Raw genomic sequence first — 19621 nt, 5'->3', positions numbered from 1 at the left:
CGCTCCTTATAAAATAGCAATGTGGTGGGCAACTCAGGACATCAATGCCCGAGCTGACGCATCAGCCTGCTGCAGGAAATTTTTGGGAACCGCATCAACACTCGCAGGACCAACCCCACAGACACGGATCAAACGGCTCTCAGTCACCCCCATCCATTTCAGAAAACCATCATAGCGGGGAAAGATATCGCTGAAGGATTCCTCATCAGGATTACCCTGGGTAAGCACGAAAACCAGCTTCTTCGGGCCGAGCCTGCTTGGATCGGGGTTGGTTAGGTAATCGGGTTTAAGGAAGGAATAACAGCGGTCAATGAAACCTTTCAGCTGAGCGGTCACATCACCGTAATACACCGGAGACGCAAGCACCACAGCATCTGCATCCTGCACCGCGGAGAGGACTTCGGTCAGATCGTCATTCAGGACACAATGATCGCTGGTTTTCTTGCAGGCATAGCATCCCTGGCAACCGCGGTATGAAAGCCGGTTCAGCTCGTAAGTGTGGACCTCAGCACCGAGTTGTGCGGTAGTTGCGGTCACGCGGTTGGCAATGGTAGCACTGTTTTTGTTTGAACGTGGACTTCCCAGAAGTGTAACGATTTTCATGCAGCTCTCTCCTTGAATGTTGTTCAGCTTTCTAAAAGATTTACCACAACGCGTCCAGTGATACTGCCATCAAGCATGGCCTGTATCGCCGGTTCCAGCCCGGAAAGGGTCTGTTCGGCAACCAGTTCTTCCAACCGGGCAGGTTTCCACTGTGCAGCCAGACGCTGCCAGATTTCTCTGCGAGTTTCAGTGGGGCAATTAACTGAATCAATCCCAACCAGACTTACTCCTCGCAGGATAAAAGGATACACATTCACTGGCAGTTCCGGAGAACCAACCATTCCGCAACAGGTCACCGTACCGCCATACCTGGTGCTCTTGAGCACAGCCGACAACAGCGCACCGCCGGACACCTCCACGGCACCGGCCCAGCGCTCGGGAAGCAGCGCCTTTTCCGCACCCGCCACGATCTGGTCCCTGGACACAACTTCAGCTGCACCGCACTTCATGAGGAACTCATGCCGATCCTCCTTGCCGGTGACCGCAACAACCCGATAACCTGCAGCAGCGAGTATGGATACAGCCATACTTCCGACCCCGCCGGTGGCCCCGGTAACCACAACATCGCCCGATTCCGGCTTGACTCCGTTGCGCTCAAGCTTAAGCACGGACAGGGCTGCAGTAAAACCGGCAGTGCCCAGTGCCATGGCCTCACGGAGCGTCAGCCCAACAGGAAGTTTGATTGCCCAATTAGAGGGGACGCGGATGTACTGGCCAAAGCCGCCATCGGTTTCCATGCCCAGGTCATGGCCCGTGACCAACACTTTGTCACCTGGATCAAAAGCCCCGTTTGTGCAGGAAACCACCTCACCGGCCGCATCGATACCGGGTGTATGGGGAAACTGCCGTGTCACTCCGGGATGACCGGTGGCAGAAAGGGCATCCTTATAATTAAGAGATGAATAATGAACCTGTACCACCAGATCACCGGCCGACAGGTCTTCGATGGATTTTTCACGAACAGAGCGCAGAAACTGCCTGTCTCCCGTTTTCTCTACAACCAGTGCCCTGAAGGTGACCACATCCATACCAATTCTCCCTCATGCATTTATTGAATCGCCCCAAAAGCCTATGGGGTTTTAAGACTGGAGAGATCAATGACAAAGCGATAGCGAACATCACTTGCCACAACCCTGTCGTAGGCTTCATTAATCCTCTGAATCGAAATGATCTCAACGTCGGAAACTACCCCGTGTTCGGAACAGAAATCAAGCATTTCCTGGGTTTCACGGATGCCTCCGATCAGAGACCCAGCCAATCGACGACGTTGCATCACCAATGCCGCAGCTGAAAGCGGAACCGGATCAGGAATCCCGACCAGCACCATGGTTCCATCACGTCTCAGCAGGTTGAGGTACTTGTTGTAATCATGCTTCGCTGAAACCGTATCCAGAATGAAGTCAAAGTGCAGGGCATGCGTGAAAAAAGCTTCCGGGTCACCAGTTGCAATAAAATCATCGGCCCCAAGGCGCAAAGACTCTTCCTTTTTTCCCGGGGAATGACTGAGTACGGTGACATGTGCTCCCATGGCCTTAGCGATCTTGACTGCTATGTGTCCTAGACCGCCTAACCCGACAATAGCTACCTTATCTCTTGCTTTGACTCCAAAATGTCGCAACGGAGAATAGGTGGTTATTCCTGCACAAAGCAGCGGGGCGGTCCGCTCCAGGGGCATATTCGGCGGAATGCGCAGAACGTAATTTTCGTTTACCGTGATACGGGTGGAATAGCCGCCATAGGTCGGTGTAATCCCGTCCTGCTCAAGCCCGTTGTAGGTCTGGTTCATTCCCTTTTCACAGTACTGCTCCTCACCATCCCGGCAGGGACCGCAGTCGCGGCAGGAACCTATAAAACAGCCAACTCCTACAGCTTCGCCACGTTTCCACCTGGTAACGTGGTTGCCGGTAGCCACCACCGTACCGACAATTTCATGGCCTGGTACCATGGGAAAAACAGCTTCACCCCATTCATCGCGCACCTGATGAATATCGGAGTGACAGACACCGCAGTAAAGAATCTCAATCAGTACGTCATGGGGGCCAGGCTCACGTCGTTCTATGGTATAGGGCTCAAGCGGCGCGGCAGAAGTCAGAGCTGCGTAAGCAGGTACTTTTGACATGAAAACGCCTCCTTTTTAGGTTTTTCTTTCGAATACTTGTTAAATGCGAAATCCATGGCAGTTTGACCACCATGGATTTTTTTTCGTCACTAAATTCAACGAAGAAATAGTTCATGCAGATAATGTGCATGAACTGCCGCTCCTTATACCATTTTTTCCAGCTCCTCTGCTTTCGTGCGAATGGTATCCAACTCTTCTCGAATAGCAGCCTCCAGATTGGCATCAGGCTTTACAAGCCCTTCTTTGTGGTTGTCCTTCAGTTCAAGATGTACATTGATATCAAGGTTCACAGGTGAAGTTGGATTCTGTACCGATCTTGGCAGCACTCGAGTATCCAGGAATCCGAGATACCGTGGATGCTCCAGCAGTTCGGCATGAACAAGCAGCTCGCCGTCATCATAGGTGATGCGCTCGCGGATCAGCATGTCGTCAATGCGCATCTCTCGGACAACCCCTTCACTGAATCGTTCCACAACCCTGGATTCCAGAATCCTTGGCTGGTATTTTTGTGGATTTTCCACCCGGTCAAGCAGCAGATTCCAGATCGTGTCCACCTGGGCATGAATTACGGTTCCATATGAAGTTATCAGCATCGGGGCGCCTCCAAAATAAGAAGTCTTTTATACAATAATAACGGTAGCGGCCGCGATGTCAAAGGCGCAAAGGAGGCAAGAGAGGCAGCGTAAAAACGATAACGATAGGTCTTGTGCCACAGTCCCACAAGCCTGCCAATGTATGCCGATCGAAGAATCCAACAACATCAGAGCACCTGTTCCAGCTCTTCCGCACGCACCTTCACACGTTCCATTTCCTCTTCCAGCAGCCGTACCGCTTCCTCTTCATAGTACTGCCCTGTTCCCTTCAGATGTTGTTCCTGTGCTTCAAGCCTAACCTGCACCTCAATGTGCAACGGCGCCATCGGGTTCTGTATAGAAGTAGGTAAGACCCGAGTGACGATGGTGCCTGTAGAAAGAGGATGCTCAAGCACAACCGTGTGAATGGCGTTTTCCTTCATGACGACTGAAATTCTTTCACGGATAGAACCATTTACAACCTTTGATTCCCTGATTATCCCCTCTGGTGTACGCTGGGTAATTCGGGACCCGAGTATAAGCGGCTGATAATTCTGCGGGTTCTCAATACGGTCATAAAGAAGTTTCCACACGGTTTCTGCCTGGGCATGTACAAGAACTCTGAACGTAGTAATAGCCATTTCATCCTCCTGACACCTGATACCTTCCCTTTTTAAGTGTACCATCAAGCCTGAAAACATCTTCATCGCTGCGTTTTTTCAGCGCCAGCATCAGATGAGTTGCCACCTGTTCTTGCTACATGATCCGCTGCTGTTACAATCAAAAAGGATAATCCTCCGACAGCCCAGGTGGTGCCCCTATGCCGGAACTCATGCAGGCCCTGAAAGGATGGGAATCCACCCTCTTTTCCTTTGGCCTGATCTTCGCTGCTTTCATGGTTGGACTGATCCTGTACGGATTCCTCTTTCACTTTCTGGAACGTGCCGCGGGTCTGGGCTGGTTTTTCACTGACAGGCGAATGGTGGACCGCTGGGTTGCTCCGGTGCGCATCATACTGCCCCTGGTGATGATCGTGATGGTTGCTCCTTTTCTCACCTTCCACCAGGAAATCAAGGTAGTTCTTACCCATATCTTCACCCTCTCCTTCATTGTTTCCGGAACCTGGTTACTGATCAATACAATAGATGGTCTGCAGACCATCGTACTGGCACGTTACGACATCATGGCTCAGGACAACCTCAGGGCGCGGGCGGTTCACACCAAGGTCAACGTACTGGTCAAAATCCTGCTGGTGGTGATCACTGTAATTGCCTTTGCAATCGCGCTGATGACTTTTGAACGAATCAAACAGTTCGGCGTCAGCATCCTGGCTTCGGCCGGAATTATCGGGATCATAGCCGGAATCGCAGCCCAAAGATCAATCGCCAACTTCATTGCCGGAATCCAGATTGCCTTGTCACAACCTATCCGAATCGATGATGTGGTAATAGTGGAAGGAGAATGGGGGATTATCGAAGAAATAACGCTTACGTATGTGGTCGTGAAAATATGGGACCTGCGACGCATGGTGGTACCCATTATTTATTTTCTGGAAAAACCCTTTCAGAACTGGACCCGGATGTCGTCCTCCCTGCTGGGGACTGTGTACATCCATACCGACTACACTATTCCTGTTGAAGAACTACGCGAAGAACTGCAGAGACTCGTAAAAACGAGTTCATTCTGGAACGAAGAGGTGTGTGTACTGCATGTAACTGACGCCAAGGAGCGGTCACTGGAACTGCGGGCGATTGTAAGCGCCAACAATGCAGGTCATATGTGGGAACTGAGGTGTTACGTGCGAGAAAACATGATCAGATTCATCAGGCTCAACTATCCCGAATGCCTGCCAAGACTTCGAGCAGAGCTGGAGCCAAAGGAAGTTTTCGAAACAAAGGACCCAAAGTTGAAGGGCAAACCCAAACCCCCAGAAATGGGCCCTACCTTCTGACAGGTTTTATCCGGAAGCTCCGGATGGAAACTAACCCCATATTGGTTTTTCGTTCCTGCCTTCCCTCGCTTCTTTTTCACTCTTCTGCCGCATCCCGCTCCCTCGGTCATTCGAGATAGGAATTCTACGTTTTACCGCTGCCCTTGAACCAATGGCTCCGCCGAACATTCCGAGTCCCATTGAAAACAAAACCCCAAAAAACAGGCCCCACTGCAGTCTGGAAGTCCCTTCAGCTCCAACCGCCCCTTTCCCTGCGACAATGCCCCCTTCCTGTCCCACCAGGGCAAAATTCCCCCCAACAAGAGAACCTAATGGGGTGGTCAGCAGAAAGGTAAACACAAGAGTGCTGACGCCCCATACCACCAGGCCATGCAGGATACCGTCAGCCAGCCGTGACAAACCCGACATGCGCGCCGATACATACCCGCCCACAAAGGCGGAAACGATAAAGCTTATGCTGGTCCAGACACTGGATACGATCTGCATCGTCTCGGAGGGTCGTAGCGTTTTTACCGGCGTAAGACCCGCAGCCAGTCCAAACAACGCAAAAACTATATATATGGCCATGCCGCTGACCAGACCGCCTGTTATCGCCCCCCAGCTGATTCCGGGAAAATAACTCCTGCGCACCTGAACCTGGTCTTCCATGGTCGCTGATTCCATTGTGAATCTCCCTGCTGTTTGTAACGCTGCATCGATATCGTCTGTCGATTTTCAAAGTTTTTTTATCACTTCGCGAGCAGCGATCACAACTGGGTCCCAGACTGGTGAAAAGGGAGGTGCGTAGCCAAGGTCGAGATTGATCATTTCTTCCACCGTAAGGCCCGCATGAAGTGCGGTGGCCAGAGTATCTATCCTTTTGGCTGAGCCTTCCATACCGACTATCTGCCCTCCCAATAAACGGCCAGTACCTTTTTCGGCAAATACCTTAACCGATATTTCTCCTGAGCCGGGGAAATATCCAGCCTTGGTGCTACTTTTGATCACGGTACTTACCCATTCAAATCCCAACTTCCTGAGCTCTTTTTCCTGAAGGCCGGTGCGGGCGACTTCTAAATGACATATTTTTGTGACAGCCGTTCCCATGACTCCAGGAAAAGTGGCGTAGCCACCTCCAAGGTTTACTCCAGCAACCCGCCCCTGCTTATTGGCGACTGTTCCGAGTGCTATATAGAATGGTTTACGACTGACCAAGTGAAACGTTTCAGCGCAATCTCCAGCGGCCCAGATTCCGGTAATACCGGTTTCCATCCGTTGATTCACCCGTATCGAACCTTGTTCTCCAAGGGGAATTCCGGCCGCCGCGGCAAGTGAGGTATTGGGTTTTACTCCGAGCCCGAGGATGACAACATCTGCCGGAAGGCTATGCTTTTCTGTAGATACTCCGGTGAGTTTCCCACCTGTTGTCTCAAACCCTGTGAGTGCTTCTTCCAGATAAAGTTTTACACCAGAGTCCAGCAGAGCCTGGGAAACCAATTGCCCCATGTCCTCATCAAGAGTCCCCATCACCTGAGGAGAACGGTCAATCAGCGATACATCCATACCACGCCTGAGCATGGCCTCCGCCATTTCGAGGCCGATATAGCCACCGCCGACGACAACCGCTGTTTTCGCGTTTCTATCGTCAATGATACGTCGCAAACGAATTCCACTCTGGAGAGTGTTAATCCCGCAAATCTCGACAGCACCAGCGCCGGGAACGGTCGGACAGGCAGGAATCGCACCAGTAGCTATAAGAAGATGGTCAAAAGTTTCCCATTCCACCTGTTTGCTTTGCAAATTGCGAATACGAATTTTTCTACCTGCTGTGTCTATCTCCTCAACTTCATGAAGGACCCTTACATCAATTCCTTCCCGCTCCCGAAACGTGTCCGGAGAACGGATAACAAGTGTTTTCTCAGTGTCGACAACACGGCCGACATAGTAGGGAATTCCTCAGGCAGAATATGAAGTGTGAGGGCTTCTTTCAAAAACAACGATCTCCATGTCGCGGCGGCGGCGCTTGGCCTGAGAGGCAGCGCTCATCCCAGCTGCATCGCCACCGATAACAACAAGCTTTTCTTTAGCCATTGATCGTCCTCCTCTGTCTTTTGCTTGAATCCGTAACGTTGGAATGCTGTAGTGGCCGGAAAGAGCCGGGCCCAACGTCGCCTTGCGGCAACAAACTGCTCACCCGGTTGGTCCTCCGTCGGGCTGTCATGAATGACCAGAAATGCAGAGGCAGGTGCCTTCCGGACTAGCGAAAGCATGGAGACGTCACGGATTCAGGTTTTACCTCAGCAACTGACATTTTGCTGTTTGAAGAACCGGATTCCGTTTCCTTCGCGTTTCAGCCTACTATCTCATGCCTTATTTTATCTTTACCCCCTACCTTCGCTTCGTACATCAGACCATCAGCCCTGGCAATCATTCCGTCAACGGTTGCCGGCGGTTTGACAAAAGTGACCATGCCGATACTGAATGTTACCGGCCAATCGTGCTGCACTGCAGCCATAAGTCCATTTTTAACTTTAAGTATTACAGCCTCAGCCGCTTTGTTTCCCGTCTCGGGTAGAAATATGGCGAATTCATCCCCACCCAGTCTCGCCACCATATCGGAAGTTCTTATGTTGTCTTTCATGGTGGCAGCCACCATTCGTAAAAGAGTGTCCCCCGCAAGATGTCCCATCGTGTCATTGACGGTTTTAAAATTATCAATATCAATTGAGATTATGGTGAAAGGGTGGCCATAGCGACTGCTGATACTGAGTTCCAGGTCTACGAGGTCATAAAAGTTTCTTCTGTTCGATATCCCGGTCAGATGATCCGTTCTAGCCGAATTTTTCTCCTGCTCAAGCGCATTTTTAAGAGCCGATAGAGTGAAGGAAACTATAAGAAAGAAACTGAGCTCCATTAAGTCATTCCAATAAAGCGCAATGGGATAATCGTGGTATGTCTTTTCAAGTAATCCAGCAACGAGCCACGCAAGTGCAGCAAACAAGGAAAACAGCATACCTGTCGTTCTTCCGCCAAACCATGCAACAAGAACTACGGGTAACAGGTAAAAGAGGGAAAGAGAATATTCCGGGTGGATCAGGTAGTCAGCGGCAGCCACAGCTAGAATACCTGACACCCCCCAACCCAGGACAATGGTTTTTTTGTTGAAGTATTCCTGCAACCTGGCCTCATACTTCCAGAATGGTTTCAATGGTTTGGTCTCCTAAGCAAGTTCATTGCCTTCCATCCCATCAAGCTGTTTAGTCAGTGGGTGTGCGTACTTCTCTTCAGTCTCTCCTCAAGGAACTCCTTGAGGGCTAGGGCGTTGTTGTGCTCATGGTCGTGGGCGCTGTAGAGCAGCGTTACGGTACGCTGACGTGCCTCTGCCAAAAGCGGCTCCCAAAAGTCACTGTGTTCCTCCAGCTCGGCAGTGTAACGGTGCTGGAACTCCTCCCATTTGGCAGGCTCATGCCCGAACCAGTGTCGCAGTGCGTCACTGGGTGCCACATCTTTTATCCACCCGTCCATTTTCAGGCTTTCTTTCTTCATTCCCCGCGGCCACAGGCGTTCCACGAGAAATCGCGTACCGTCAAGGTCATCCGGTGGATCATAGACTCGTTTGATTTGTATCATATGCTCTTCTCCATCGCGTATTTCCAGAAGGTGAACAGGCAATTCCGTATCAACTGTATTTGGGTGAAAGTTGCGTTCAATGCAATACGATTTTTAACTTCAACTGCAAATCTGCGGCTACTGCACCACCCCCAGTGACCGCACGAACACCGCCAGGTCCCGGACATGCTGGGGATCCACAACACGTTTCAGCACTGGTTCATGTCCGTTTCCCGTCAGCATCGCCCTTAGCAGCTCCGTGTCGTTGTATTGCCTGATCCTCAATTCCGTGAGGTTGGCAGGCACCGGCACATAACTCTGTCCTACCGGACCACGACCATCTCCTTTTTCACCATGACAGAATACGCAGTAATAATGGTAATACACCCTGCCCCGCTCAAGACCGGACATGCTCCCGGTCACTGGTATCTGGAGCACAGGCCTATTCGCATCCGGCCAATCGGTGGTTACCGTACCCGGTGGTACTGCAGGAAGAATCGCCTGGAATGCCCGTATGTGCTGCTGAACTCTCATGCGAGGCCCGTTATAAAGCACCACAGCATAAAGTCCTATCAAGACCACAAGAAACAGGGCCATAAGTGACAGAATCAGTTTTTTCACCGGCTTGTCCCTCTTTCACGCAAATGCTCCTGGTGCGGCTTGGCAGGATTCAGCGGCTGCGATCCCGGCAGCACCGGCATCTGTCGCGGTACCACCGTCCGAGTGGGTGGTGCTTTGGTGGAATAAATCGATTCAGCCGGCGTATCCGGCAACTGGCCAAAATCCCAATATCGGGGACCTTCCTGAATCAAATGGTATACCAGCAATCCGAACAGCACGATCGAAGCACTGAACAAGGTAATGATCACCCATTCCCAAGGCGATGGCAGTTCCCTTTCCTCATCATATTTTCTCTGTCTTTCCATGGCTCACCAATTAGGCAGATGCAGCGTAGCATCCAGCAAATGTGTGATGGTGTAGGCAATACTTATCAAAATCACCAGAATCACAACCCACGGCATGAAATTCACGATCCAGTGAAGAAAAGAAATCGGCCCCGTGATCCTGATCTGTTCCTGCATGGTTTCCATTTCCCTCGGACGCCATAGGGCCCAATAACCAAGACATAAAAGGATCGTCAGTATAGTTCCGGCCAGTAACGTAAGCAGAACCCAACGATCATGCTGAACAAAGACATCGAACATCATCATGATTGTTTGCCCCGTTTTTCAGCAGCTTGTTTCTCTCCAGGGTACCTCTTACGCTGATCCGAAAGCGGTAAGTAACGGGCGCGATCCTGGTCCTTGAACTGACCGGACCGGATCGCCCAGATAAAAACCAGAAGGATCCCGGCGATCATCAGAAAGAGAAACCCGATCCACATGTAAAAAAAAGTTGCGCTATCAGTAGGTCCATTCATGGTTCTCTCGTAAAAGTTTCTTTAAACTTTCCCCTTTTGGTTGGAAGGGAGATTTGCACTGGGTCCTTTTTCTTCATTTTCCCGGTTGCCCTGGCAGTTCAGGTGCCTGGTAATTGTTTTTCCATTCTTCCTCGTAGGCGGCATCGATCCCACGTGGATCAGTGTTGGCATCGGTAAAACCAAGAAATGTAACTCCCAGGTAATTTGACAAGTCCCATATTTTTTCCGATTCGAGATGTTTTTTAAAATACGGCATCGCTGTGCCGGTTACTCCGTTCATGATCTGATAGTAAAAAATGCCGCCGATGTATTTGTTCTCCACCAGGTGCCGACGCAGGGTTGTGAAGTTAAGCGGCGGCGGATAGGTCTGAAGAGCAGCCATCCCCTGACCGTCGCCAATCGGACCATGGCAGTTGATGCAGAAATCCTGGTAGATCCGCTTGCCTCGCAGCAGGGAGGCCTCTGTTGCAGGATAAGGATTGGGCATCTTGCGCCAGACTTCCGGGACCTGGGAATGAAGCCAGGTAATATTCCCGTCAGGCCCCGCCTCAAACGCTGCAATGGCTGCCCGTTTATAGTGGTTTTGACGCTTCATCCTGCTATCCGCCATTTTGCCCCCCATTGCCTGGACAAAGGCGGTCAGCTGCCGTATTTTCTCGGCCCCCAGAAACTTCCAGGAGGGCATCAGTGAAATCGGGCTAGTGAAGCGTGGGTTGTTGAAATGTGATATGTGCCAATCATCGGGATGCTCCCCTCCTTCCTGGGAAAGGTCAGGACCGGTTCTTTCGGTGCCGAGAATTGCCGGTTCCTGACCGACGTAGTCGCCGCTCTGGGCGATGCGTTCCGCACCGATATCCCAGTCGTTGATCCTGATGTACCGTGAATGGCAATAGCTGCAGCCGTTCTGCACATACAGGCGCAGGCCCGCCTGTTCGTCAGGCGTCAATTGACGCCAGATGTCGGAGGGTTCATCCTTCATGGTCAAAGAGGGAAGCCCAACTATGATGAAACTGGAAGCCCAGAAGACCATCAGCGCACCGACGATAAGCAGAGCCGGGGTCATCTTCATAAACCCTCCTCTGCTTGATCCAGCTCTTCAGGAGCAAGCTTGCGACCATGGGTAATCGTCATGATCAGGTTGATCAGACCTATAATGGAAGCAGTCAGTATGAAGATGCCCAGTGCTGCCCTGGAGACCATGAACGGCCTCAGTTGCGGGAGCACGCGGTAAACTGTTTCTCCGTTATTCCACGATGTACCCTGGACAAGTCCGGCAGCGGTCAGAACAAGAAAGAAACCGGTCAAGCCGAAGGTGATCAGCCCGAACTGGAGATTGATGAGTCTGGCTGAATAGACACTGCGACCTGTAACCATCGGCAGGATGTGGTACATAGCCCCGAGGGCGATATACCCGCCGAAACCGAGCATGGCTATATGGGCATGGCCGACGGTCCAGTTATTGAAATGGGTGACCCGCTGCAGGTAGGGAAGTGACTGGACCGGTCCCTGGATGCAGGTGATCAGGTACCAGACGATTCCGGCCATTACCAACCGGGCCGCCGGGTCCCCCCACACCACTGCACCGCGTTGGCGTGCTGTCAGCCACAGATTGAGCACCACGATCGTTACCGGCACCACCATGGCAACGGAGTCGACAATGGAGACCGCCTTCAACCAGTTAGGGATCGGTGATTGGAGCACATGATGTCCACCGATGTGGGTATAAAGCGCCACCAGCAGCCAGAACCCGAGCAGCGACAAGGTGTGTGAATTAAGCGGCGTACGGGCAACTCTTGGAATAACGAAATAGGCGGCTCCAGTAGCAAGCGGCGTTATAAACAGTCCGGGAAGATTGTGACCCCAGAACCAGAGGAAAATGGAATCGATCAAGCCGGGCATGGCTCCGGTTGCCGGGTGCCACATGACATTTCCGATAGGATAGTTTCCGGCGGTCCAGAGAAATGCAGCCACGAAATACCAGATGGAGACATATAACTGCTGCTCAGTGCGATGCACGATGGTCATGATCAGGTTTATGATAATCAGAGTCACCGCCACCATCAGGAGCATATCGGCTGACCAGGTGTATTCGCTGTACTCACGCCCCTGGGTGTACCCGAAGGCAAAGCCCAATGGCCCGCTTAGGATCACAAGATTCCAGAGGACGAATCCGCCCCAGGCCAGAGGTTCAGACCAGAGCCTGGTTCTGAGCAGCATCGGAACGCAGTAAAGCCCGCAGCCGATCAACATGGTTCCGACAAAGCCATACAACATGGTGTTGACATGGACCGGTCGCTCACGCCCGAATACCAGCCAGGCGACTTCGGGAAGGAATTCCGGCGACACCAGGTGAATGGCGGAAAACATCCCATATACCGCGCCTACCACGAACCAGACCGCTCCCGCGACCATGAAGGCAAGTGATGCGCTGTTGGGTTTTTTGAAATAACGTGTCATAGAGTTCTCGTTGTTACTCAGACGGCAATGCACCCTCCTCCAACCCTTTGGGTCCTCCCATAAAGGGAAGGGAGCTTTCGCCCCCTCTCCCCTCAGTGGACCCATAGGGCCTAAAGGAGAGGGCCGGGGAGAGGGGTGGTTGCCTTTCCCGCCTCACCGATGGCATCCCATACAATCATGTGTCGCGTTATTCCTGCGATGACACTCAATACAAAATCCCATCTGAAACTCCTGTTTAGGCACCACCCGATCCATCATGGAGACATCTCCGTGGCATATGCCGCAGTCAATACCTTTATTGATATGCATTGAGTGATTGAAATAAACAAACTCGGGCACCCAGTTTACCCGCTCCCATATGACCGGTTTCCCCTGCTGAAAATGTTCCCGGAGTTTGACGATATATGGATGGGTCCTGATGATCCGCTCATGACACAAAAGACAGGTCTGTAACGGCGGAATGCCTGCCCTGGCGGAAGTTGCCACCTGGGAGTGGCACATCATGCAGCTGATATGCTTTGTGTACACATGTACCCGGTGGCTGAAAGGTATCGGCTGACGAACCCCCAGATACGTCGGATAGACCACGCCATAGAGCACCAGTGCGGCCAGAAACCCCAAGAGCAGCACCAGCAGGCTGACCACAGCAGGCTTCCACATGAATTTTTTCTCTATCTGCCGGGTATCGCCCACGTGTCACTCTTCCTTACCGAATCGCATCAGGTGTGGCCCAAACCTGCGATACAACCCGATACCCAGACCAAGTATTCCGCTTAAGGCTGCTGCTGCCGAAAGTTCAACCATACCCAGCCGGGACGCCTTCTCGAATGTCGGCGCTATCAACCACCACCGCTCCCCCCACATTCCAACAAGGATGATCAGCGAAATCATTCCAAGCGTTATCCTGTTGCGTTTCGCCCACTCGGTCAGAAGCATCACAAGCGGTCCCAGGTACACTGTGGCAAGCAAAATGAAACTTACAATTCTCCATGAAGGAGGTTTTATTCGATTCATGGGAAACCGTACTTCGTGGGGCAGGTTTTCGTACCAGATCGGGAGCAGGTGTGAATACATCAGGTAAGCGGTCATCAGGCTGAAACAGAGTACGAGGCGCCCGAGATCGTGACGTTCCGTTGCACTTCTTTCCGACTCACACGAGCATAAAAAAGCCCAACAGGCAGCGGCAATATAGAGGCCGGATATGAAGAAATAACCTCCTGCCAGGGTGCTGAACCAACGTGGATCAAGCGCCATGACAAGATCAAAACCAAGCAGGGAAAACACCAGGCAATATACGACAATCAGTATCCCCCCAGTTATTCGGGCTTCCCCGGTACGCCGTCTAATAATAAAAATCCAGGCGGCTGCCCAGAACAAAAAAAGAGCAGCCAGGTCACGAGCAAACAGGAATGAATTGTTCAACCAGATTCCCTGATGATGTTCGATCCCATACCAGGGAGACCAGGAGGGGCTGCCAAACCAGAGCAGCACGAGTACCAGGAGCGAGGGGAGCGAGAATGAGATCCCTGACGCAGCAAGGTGTTCCACGCCTGAGTGCCATCTGCCATTGCAGGTCTGCGCTACGGCCGGCCAGACTACAAGTCCTCCTGCCAGAGATGTGAAGAAGATGAAATTGGACAGCAGTGCTCTCCAGGCCCGGTCCGCTTCGCCGCTGGTCACAAGCATGATCCACAGACCGCTGCCGGCAATGGCCAGCACCAGCCATATCCACGTCGCAGCAGACACGCGGCGAGTTGTGGAGTCAGCGGCTGACATGCATTTCCTCCGGCCGGGTCGTTGAAAGCAATTTCTGAAGCCGTTCCTGATCGTGAATGTCACAGTTCACCAGCAGACCGAACCTGTCACGGCTGAAGCGGCGATCATAAAAGGAAGGAAGCCTGTACTTGAACAGTCCGGCATGTAGCACAAGCCCGCACAGATTCGCCAGACTCCCAAGAAGCACGGTCCCTTCAAAAGCTATGACACAGTAGGGAATCAGCGAAACCGGCTGTTTACCTCCGACAATCAGACTGTTGACCAGAGCCGTGCCGATGGCCAGCCAGAAACCGCCGGCCATTCCTGCTATTGCACCGGCAAGAGTCCAGAAGCGGACAGGACTTTTCGGCCTGGCCATCACTTTTTCCACTTCTTCCAGTTTTGTTGGCGAAAAAACTTCCATAATGGTAAATCCATGTCCGCATGCAGCCTTTACGGCCTCCAACATATCGCCGGCATGAGAAAAAACCGCCAGTACAGAAGAATGTGCCAGGTGACTTTTTCCAGGAGAAACTCGCATGGCGCACTCTTCGCTTGACCGCATCTGCATCTCGGAAATCTTTGTCTTAAGCTCGGCAATCGGCACTGTCGGCAGAAATTTGCTGAACCCGAAAAACCAGAGAAAGAAGAATGAAAACGATCCGATCGTTATGCTGACTTCCACCCAGGTAGGAGCATAGCTGCCCCAGTTGTGGGGCAGGAAATCATGGGCCAGAGAGGTGAAAATCAAGAAAAGTCTCTCAAGCCACATGCCCACGTTGATGAGCAACGAGATGCAAAAGAGCCAGACATAGCTGGTACGTATTTTTTTAAAAACAAACATCCATGGAATCAGCACATTAAGCGGAATGATCATCCAGTACAGCCAGGCTGGGGAGCCTGTGCTGCGCCAGTGATAAAGCTGCCATTCGAACCTGTCGCCCGAATACCACGCAATGAAAGCTTCCGCTGCATAGGCATAACCGACAATGGACGCTGTCAGTACGATGGTTTTGGCGATCATTTCGAAATGATGCAGGGTTATGATGCGCTCAAGGTGGAGCAGTTTCCGCATGGGGATCAGCAGGGTCAAGACCATGGCTAAGCCTGAGTGAATCGCACCTGCTACAAAATACGGGGGGAAGATTGTACTGTGCCACCCGGGTAGAAGACTCACCGCAAAATCCCAGGAAACAACGGAATGCACTGAAATGACCAGTGGTGTTGCAAGAGCGGCGAAGTAGAGATAGGAACGATTATAATGCAGCCATTGAGTCCCGGACCCGGTCCATCCCAGACTGAGTATTCGGAAAATACGGGTGCGAATATGGTCAGGACCAAGCGCTTCCTCGTAACGGTCACGGGCAGCAGCCAGATCAGGAATCATTCCCACTGACCAGAAGATGAGGCTGACGGTAAAATAGGTTCCGACAGCGCATACATCCCAGACAAGAGGACTGAGGAAGTTCGGCCAGAGCTGACGCTGGGACGGGTAAGGGATGATGTAGTAGAAGACCCACAGCCTCCCCAGATGTATCAGCGGGAAAAGTCCGGCAGTCATAACGGCAAAGATGGTCATTGCCTCTGAAGCTCTCGAGACCGGTTCACGCCAGTTTGCCCGCAACAGATAGAGGATTGCTGAGATCAGGGTTCCGGAATGGGCTATGCCGACCCAGAACACGAAATTGGTTATATAGGTAGCCCATCCTACCGGACGGTTAAGTCCGGTGACGCCGATTCCATTCTGAATCTGGTACAACAAAACCAGTGCAGCATAGCCTACGACTGCGGCAAGACAAGCCACGGCTATCAGATACGGAAGCCGTGGGGGCCGCATCGCATTCAGCACGTCGTCGTTGATATCACCGTAGCCAAGTTCCTTCACATCACACTCCAGTTACGGCAGAGTAAGGTTCAGGTTGAGGTTAAGGTTAAGGTTGAGGTTTTTCGCTCAACCTAAATCTCAACACTCAATCTGTCTGCTAAATCTCAACCTCGACCTTTTTTAGATATGCGATCGCCGGTTTGGTATTCAGCTCTTCCAGTACGTGATAGCGTCGCGGATCGTTACGGGTCAGCCGCGTAACCTCGGAATTCGGGTCCAGCAGGTCGCCGAAGGTAAACACTTTTGTCGGGCAGGTTTGCACGCAGGCGGGCTGCACTTCGCCATCACGAACAGGGCGCTTCTCACGTGCTGCCCGGTATTCAACCTCCCGAATGCGCTGTATGCAGAAAGTGCATTTTTCCATCACCCCTCGAGAACGTACCGTCACTTCTGGATTGAGCTGCAGATCAAGGGGTTTTCTCCACTCAATGTTGACCCAGTTGAACCTGCGAACCTTATAGGGACAGTTGTTGGAACAATAACGTGTACCGATGCAGCGATTATAGACCTGGGCATTTAATCCCTCTTCATTGTGCACTGCAGCAAACACGGGACATACCGGCTCGCAAGGGGCTGCATCGCAATGCTGGCATAGCATCGGCAGCCAACCGTATCGCATGATAGAGCCAGGTTTTCGATAGGGAGGCACCCGCAGCCAGGCCATTTCACGTCCCCCACCCACCCCTGCCTTTCCAATCACCGGAATGTTATTTTCGGCATAGCAGGCAACAGAGCAGGCTCCGCAGCCGATACAGCGTTGCAGGTCAATCACCATTGCCCAGCGATGCTTCAGATATTCCCGTTTGGGATACATGTCCTTGCCGGAGCGGTAGCCTTCCGGCAGCGGCATGATCAACTTTTCACCATCCCCTGGTTCCATGGTACTGACTTGGGAAAACGGGGCCCACTGCACTATTTCCCGTCCAAATTGCTCGGTGCTGTGTGCTGTTGCCCGGGGACCATAGTCATCACTTCTTTCCACCCTGCGAATCCTGCAGGTACCAAACATACCGGTGGCAGTTTCCCTGCCAAGCATGAAAGCATTAGTTCCAACACCCCTGGCATTCTTTCCCATCTCTGAATGCCCCTGACCGTAGGCCAGAGCAACCGTCTGTTCGTGAACCTCTTTGCTGATTCTCACCGGGGCACGAACCATACCTGCAGAGGTTGTCAATTCAGCCAGATCACCATCCTTCAGTCCCAACCCGGCAGCCTTGCCGGGATGAATATCGATCCAGTTCCCCCATACGTAAAAAGTGATCGGGTCAGGTGCTTCCTGCAGCCACCCCCGGTTCGCCAGTCGTCCGTCATAGAGCATGATCGAAGCCCATAACCACAGCTCCGCCGCATCGGTAGCCTGCTGTTGCTCTCTCGGGAAGGGGGTAAAAGCTATTTCCGACTGTTTCAACTGAACCGGACGAGGTTTTTCACGCTCTTTCCACAACCCGCCTTTGCGGAGCACATCCATCCAGAATTCTTCGCTCGGTGTATTTGGGTCCGTCTTGGTGCGCAATACTTCCCAGCGCTGCCTAATCCATGCGAGAAAATCCTGTGGCGGCTGACTCGTGCCGGTTCTGGACAAAGGTTGTCCAGTTCGGCGGGACAGTTCCAGAAACAGATCACCGGGAGAGCAGGTATCGTACAGGCGTCCCATTGTAGGCTGCATGATCCCGTTAACACCCGCGACAGGTTCATAATCACCCCACATTTCAAGAGGGAAATCCATAGGCAGCACCCAATCCGAAGCTTTGGCGGTTTCATCCATCAAAGTGCCCATGGAAACGACCATACCTGCCTTACGGATAAAAGGCGCAATGTCAGGCCTGCTGTAAAAAGGATTGGTATCGTGCACAAAAACTATTTCCCTGGGTCCGATGCCTGCCAGCACACCCTGGAGTTCAGCCTCCCGTGCGGTGGCAGAGAGTGCATGCGGCCGCGAAAAATCGACATTTTGAGAGGTTCGACCGGCAGCATGGTTTAGCAATCCAACTGCAACAGCTGTTTCCATGGCAATTTGATTGTTGGCTCCCAAGGGACCTGCAAGGGCGACACTGCTCTGTGCGTCAGTAAACATCACAGCCAGTTTGATCAGTCTTTTCGGAGAAATTCCGGGCACTGGTCCGCATTGCTTTAAAAAACGGTTGATTGCCGGCATGAATGAAGCAAGATCATTACTCCCCCACCCATTCTCCACGATGATTTTCACCAGGGTCAATGCAACCAACCGCTCCGCACCAGGCGGCACCTGCACGAATTCATCGGCATTAGCCGCTGTCATTGAGAGTCGTGGCCCCACATAGACAAACCTGTTCAGATCCTGGGCACGAACTTCTTTGGAACCAGCTCGCTTTCCATGAAAAGCGTGCATGTCGCCAAACTGGGCAGCAAAAGATACCGGAGAAATCCATGTCTCGAGGAAATCTGCACAAAAGCTGATAACCATTTCACTTGTTCCGATGTCAAAGGAAGGAATCAATGGCAGGCCGAACAGTTTTTCATTGGCAGTCTTGAGAGGCTCATGGTTGAAGGCTTCATACATCAGCAGACGACCTGCACCAAACCTGTCCGTGAACTGTTTCATCACCTCGGCCAACGATCCGGTCTGAAGGCTGGAAAGGATGATAGCCCGATCCCCGGCTTTAAGTCGGCTACTGATAGCTTCCAGGGCTTCAGTCCAGGAACTCCGCGCTTCGCGCCCTTGCCTGGTACGCTGCACTACAGATTTCAGACGGTCCGGATCATAAAGTCCCTGCAGTGCCGATTGCCCCCGGGGGCATAACCTGCCGCGATTGATAGGGTGCAATGGATTGCCCTCTGCCTTGGTCGCACGTCCATCCCGATGCCTGACATGCACGCCGCACCCGGCCGGACACTCCCGACAGGTGGTAGCAAAGGAGACCCATTCTCCAGGTTTGATATTTTCAGGGGGAATTATCTGAGGAATCAGCTTGTTGATCAGTTTTCTGGAAGGGTCGGTCGCAAGTGCAACTCCGCTTCCTCCAGTAAGCCACATGAATGTACGTCTGGATATGGGCATCAACAGATCCTCGGGCAACACCATAGATCGCAAGCTTATAAAAGTCTTATCAAGTAACCGGTGCTTGTCAACATTAGCCCCATGCCCGACAGTCGCCTAGAAGTCGGTTTTCTCTGCGCCTTGGCGACTTAAGCGAAGCGAGCGAGAGAGCAGTTGAAAACCTTCCCTCACGCGAAGTCGCAAAGACGCTAAGAGAAGCAATTCTTTAAAAGAAGAATCACTTTTGAGAAACCG

21 protein-coding genes are annotated in these 19621 nt (G+C 52.1%); 1 reads left to right on the top strand and 20 read right to left on the bottom strand.

Features of this window, described 5'->3' with window-relative positions; genetic code table 11:
- Positions 1–33 precede the first annotated feature (33 nt).
- The 5 genes from KJB30_RS06990 to KJB30_RS06970 all read right to left on the bottom strand — a co-directional run bounded on the left by KJB30_RS06990 (position 34) and on the right by KJB30_RS06970 (position 3935).
- Complete coding sequence (locus tag KJB30_RS06990) at positions 34–603, bottom strand: flavodoxin family protein (protein WP_214297314.1); 570 nt, start codon at positions 601–603, stop codon at positions 34–36.
- Between the two features lie 23 nt (positions 604–626).
- Entirely contained in the window at positions 627–1631 is a 1005-nt protein-coding gene (locus tag KJB30_RS06985) for a YhdH/YhfP family quinone oxidoreductase (protein ID WP_214297312.1), read from the bottom strand.
- Positions 1632–1672: 41 nt separating this feature from the next.
- Positions 1673–2722 carry an NAD(P)-dependent alcohol dehydrogenase gene (locus tag KJB30_RS06980; protein ID WP_214297310.1) on the bottom strand — a complete coding sequence of 350 codons (1050 nt, stop codon included), beginning with the start codon at positions 2720–2722 and terminating at the stop codon, positions 1673–1675.
- A 143-nt stretch (positions 2723–2865) separates the two neighbouring features.
- Positions 2866–3315, bottom strand: coding sequence for an AtaL-like protein (locus KJB30_RS06975; protein WP_214297308.1), 450 nt, complete (start codon positions 3313–3315; stop codon positions 2866–2868).
- A 167-nt stretch (positions 3316–3482) separates the two neighbouring features.
- Positions 3483–3935 carry an SRPBCC family protein gene (locus KJB30_RS06970; protein ID WP_214297306.1) on the bottom strand — a complete coding sequence of 151 codons (453 nt, stop codon included), beginning with the start codon at positions 3933–3935 and terminating at the stop codon, positions 3483–3485.
- 179 nt (positions 3936–4114) lie between these two features.
- On the opposite strand from KJB30_RS06970, the gene KJB30_RS06965 reads away from it, so the two are divergent.
- On the top strand, positions 4115–5245 hold the full coding sequence (locus KJB30_RS06965; RefSeq protein WP_214297304.1) for a mechanosensitive ion channel family protein: 1131 nt from the start codon (positions 4115–4117) through the stop codon (positions 5243–5245).
- 30 nt (positions 5246–5275) lie between these two features.
- On the opposite strand, the gene KJB30_RS06960 is transcribed toward KJB30_RS06965, so the two are convergent.
- The 15 genes from KJB30_RS06960 to KJB30_RS06895 all read right to left on the bottom strand — a co-directional run bounded on the left by KJB30_RS06960 (position 5276) and on the right by KJB30_RS06895 (position 19387).
- The gene (locus KJB30_RS06960; RefSeq protein ID WP_214297302.1) at positions 5276–5908 is read right to left on the bottom strand and encodes a transmembrane 9 family protein; all 633 of its coding nucleotides are present in this window, start codon (positions 5906–5908) and stop codon (positions 5276–5278) included.
- A gap of 51 nt (positions 5909–5959) precedes the next feature.
- Positions 5960–7129, bottom strand: a complete 1170-nt coding sequence (locus KJB30_RS18420) for an FAD-dependent oxidoreductase (RefSeq protein ID WP_496198529.1) — start codon at positions 7127–7129, stop codon at positions 5960–5962.
- A gap of 51 nt (positions 7130–7180) precedes the next feature.
- Positions 7181–7315, bottom strand: a complete 135-nt coding sequence (locus tag KJB30_RS18635) for an NAD(P)-binding protein (protein ID WP_246545555.1) — start codon at positions 7313–7315, stop codon at positions 7181–7183.
- A 259-nt stretch (positions 7316–7574) separates the two neighbouring features.
- The gene (locus tag KJB30_RS06950) at positions 7575–8432 is read right to left on the bottom strand and encodes a GGDEF domain-containing protein (protein WP_214297298.1); all 858 of its coding nucleotides are present in this window, start codon (positions 8430–8432) and stop codon (positions 7575–7577) included.
- Between the two features lie 53 nt (positions 8433–8485).
- Positions 8486–8854, bottom strand: a complete 369-nt coding sequence (locus KJB30_RS06945) for a DUF488 domain-containing protein (protein WP_214297296.1) — start codon at positions 8852–8854, stop codon at positions 8486–8488.
- Positions 8855–8971: 117 nt separating this feature from the next.
- Positions 8972–9454: a c-type cytochrome gene (locus tag KJB30_RS06940; RefSeq protein ID WP_214297294.1), complete on the bottom strand. Its 483-nt coding sequence runs from the start codon at positions 9452–9454 to the stop codon at positions 8972–8974.
- Positions 9451–9759: a hypothetical protein gene (locus KJB30_RS06935; RefSeq protein WP_214297292.1), complete on the bottom strand. Its 309-nt coding sequence runs from the start codon at positions 9757–9759 to the stop codon at positions 9451–9453. Before KJB30_RS06935 ends, KJB30_RS06940 begins: the two co-directional genes overlap by 4 nt.
- A 3-nt stretch (positions 9760–9762) precedes the next feature.
- Positions 9763–10044 carry a hypothetical protein gene (locus tag KJB30_RS06930; protein ID WP_246545554.1) on the bottom strand — a complete coding sequence of 94 codons (282 nt, stop codon included), beginning with the start codon at positions 10042–10044 and terminating at the stop codon, positions 9763–9765.
- Entirely contained in the window at positions 10041–10253 is a 213-nt protein-coding gene (locus tag KJB30_RS06925; protein ID WP_214297290.1) for a cbb3-type cytochrome oxidase assembly protein, read from the bottom strand. Before KJB30_RS06925 ends, KJB30_RS06930 begins: the two co-directional genes overlap by 4 nt.
- A gap of 73 nt (positions 10254–10326) precedes the next feature.
- Positions 10327–11322 (bottom strand): cbb3-type cytochrome c oxidase subunit II, encoded by a 996-nt coding sequence (locus KJB30_RS06920; RefSeq protein WP_214297288.1) that lies wholly within the window; start codon positions 11320–11322, stop codon positions 10327–10329.
- A complete protein-coding gene (locus KJB30_RS06915; RefSeq protein ID WP_214297286.1) occupies positions 11319–12710 on the bottom strand; it encodes a cbb3-type cytochrome c oxidase subunit I in 1392 nt (463 codons plus the stop codon). Before KJB30_RS06915 ends, KJB30_RS06920 begins: the two co-directional genes overlap by 4 nt.
- Positions 12711–12863: 153 nt before the next feature.
- Positions 12864–13403, bottom strand: coding sequence for a cytochrome c3 family protein (locus KJB30_RS06910; protein ID WP_367618941.1), 540 nt, complete (start codon positions 13401–13403; stop codon positions 12864–12866).
- A 3-nt stretch (positions 13404–13406) separates the two neighbouring features.
- Positions 13407–14486 (bottom strand): hypothetical protein, encoded by a 1080-nt coding sequence (locus KJB30_RS06905; protein WP_214297284.1) that lies wholly within the window; start codon positions 14484–14486, stop codon positions 13407–13409.
- Positions 14473–16350, bottom strand: coding sequence for a quinol:electron acceptor oxidoreductase subunit ActD (locus KJB30_RS06900; protein ID WP_214297282.1), 1878 nt, complete (start codon positions 16348–16350; stop codon positions 14473–14475). Before KJB30_RS06900 ends, KJB30_RS06905 begins: the two co-directional genes overlap by 14 nt.
- A gap of 97 nt (positions 16351–16447) precedes the next feature.
- On the bottom strand, positions 16448–19387 hold the full coding sequence (locus KJB30_RS06895; RefSeq protein ID WP_214297280.1) for a 4Fe-4S dicluster domain-containing protein: 2940 nt from the start codon (positions 19385–19387) through the stop codon (positions 16448–16450).
- Between the last annotated feature and the right edge of the window lie 234 nt (positions 19388–19621).

It is taken from the genome of Pelotalea chapellei, assembly GCF_018531195.1.
Lineage (GTDB): Bacteria > Desulfobacterota > Desulfuromonadia > Geobacterales > Pseudopelobacteraceae > Pelotalea > Pelotalea chapellei.
Note: the sequence above shows the minus strand (reverse complement) of the source record. Positions and strands in the feature narration are given on the sequence as shown.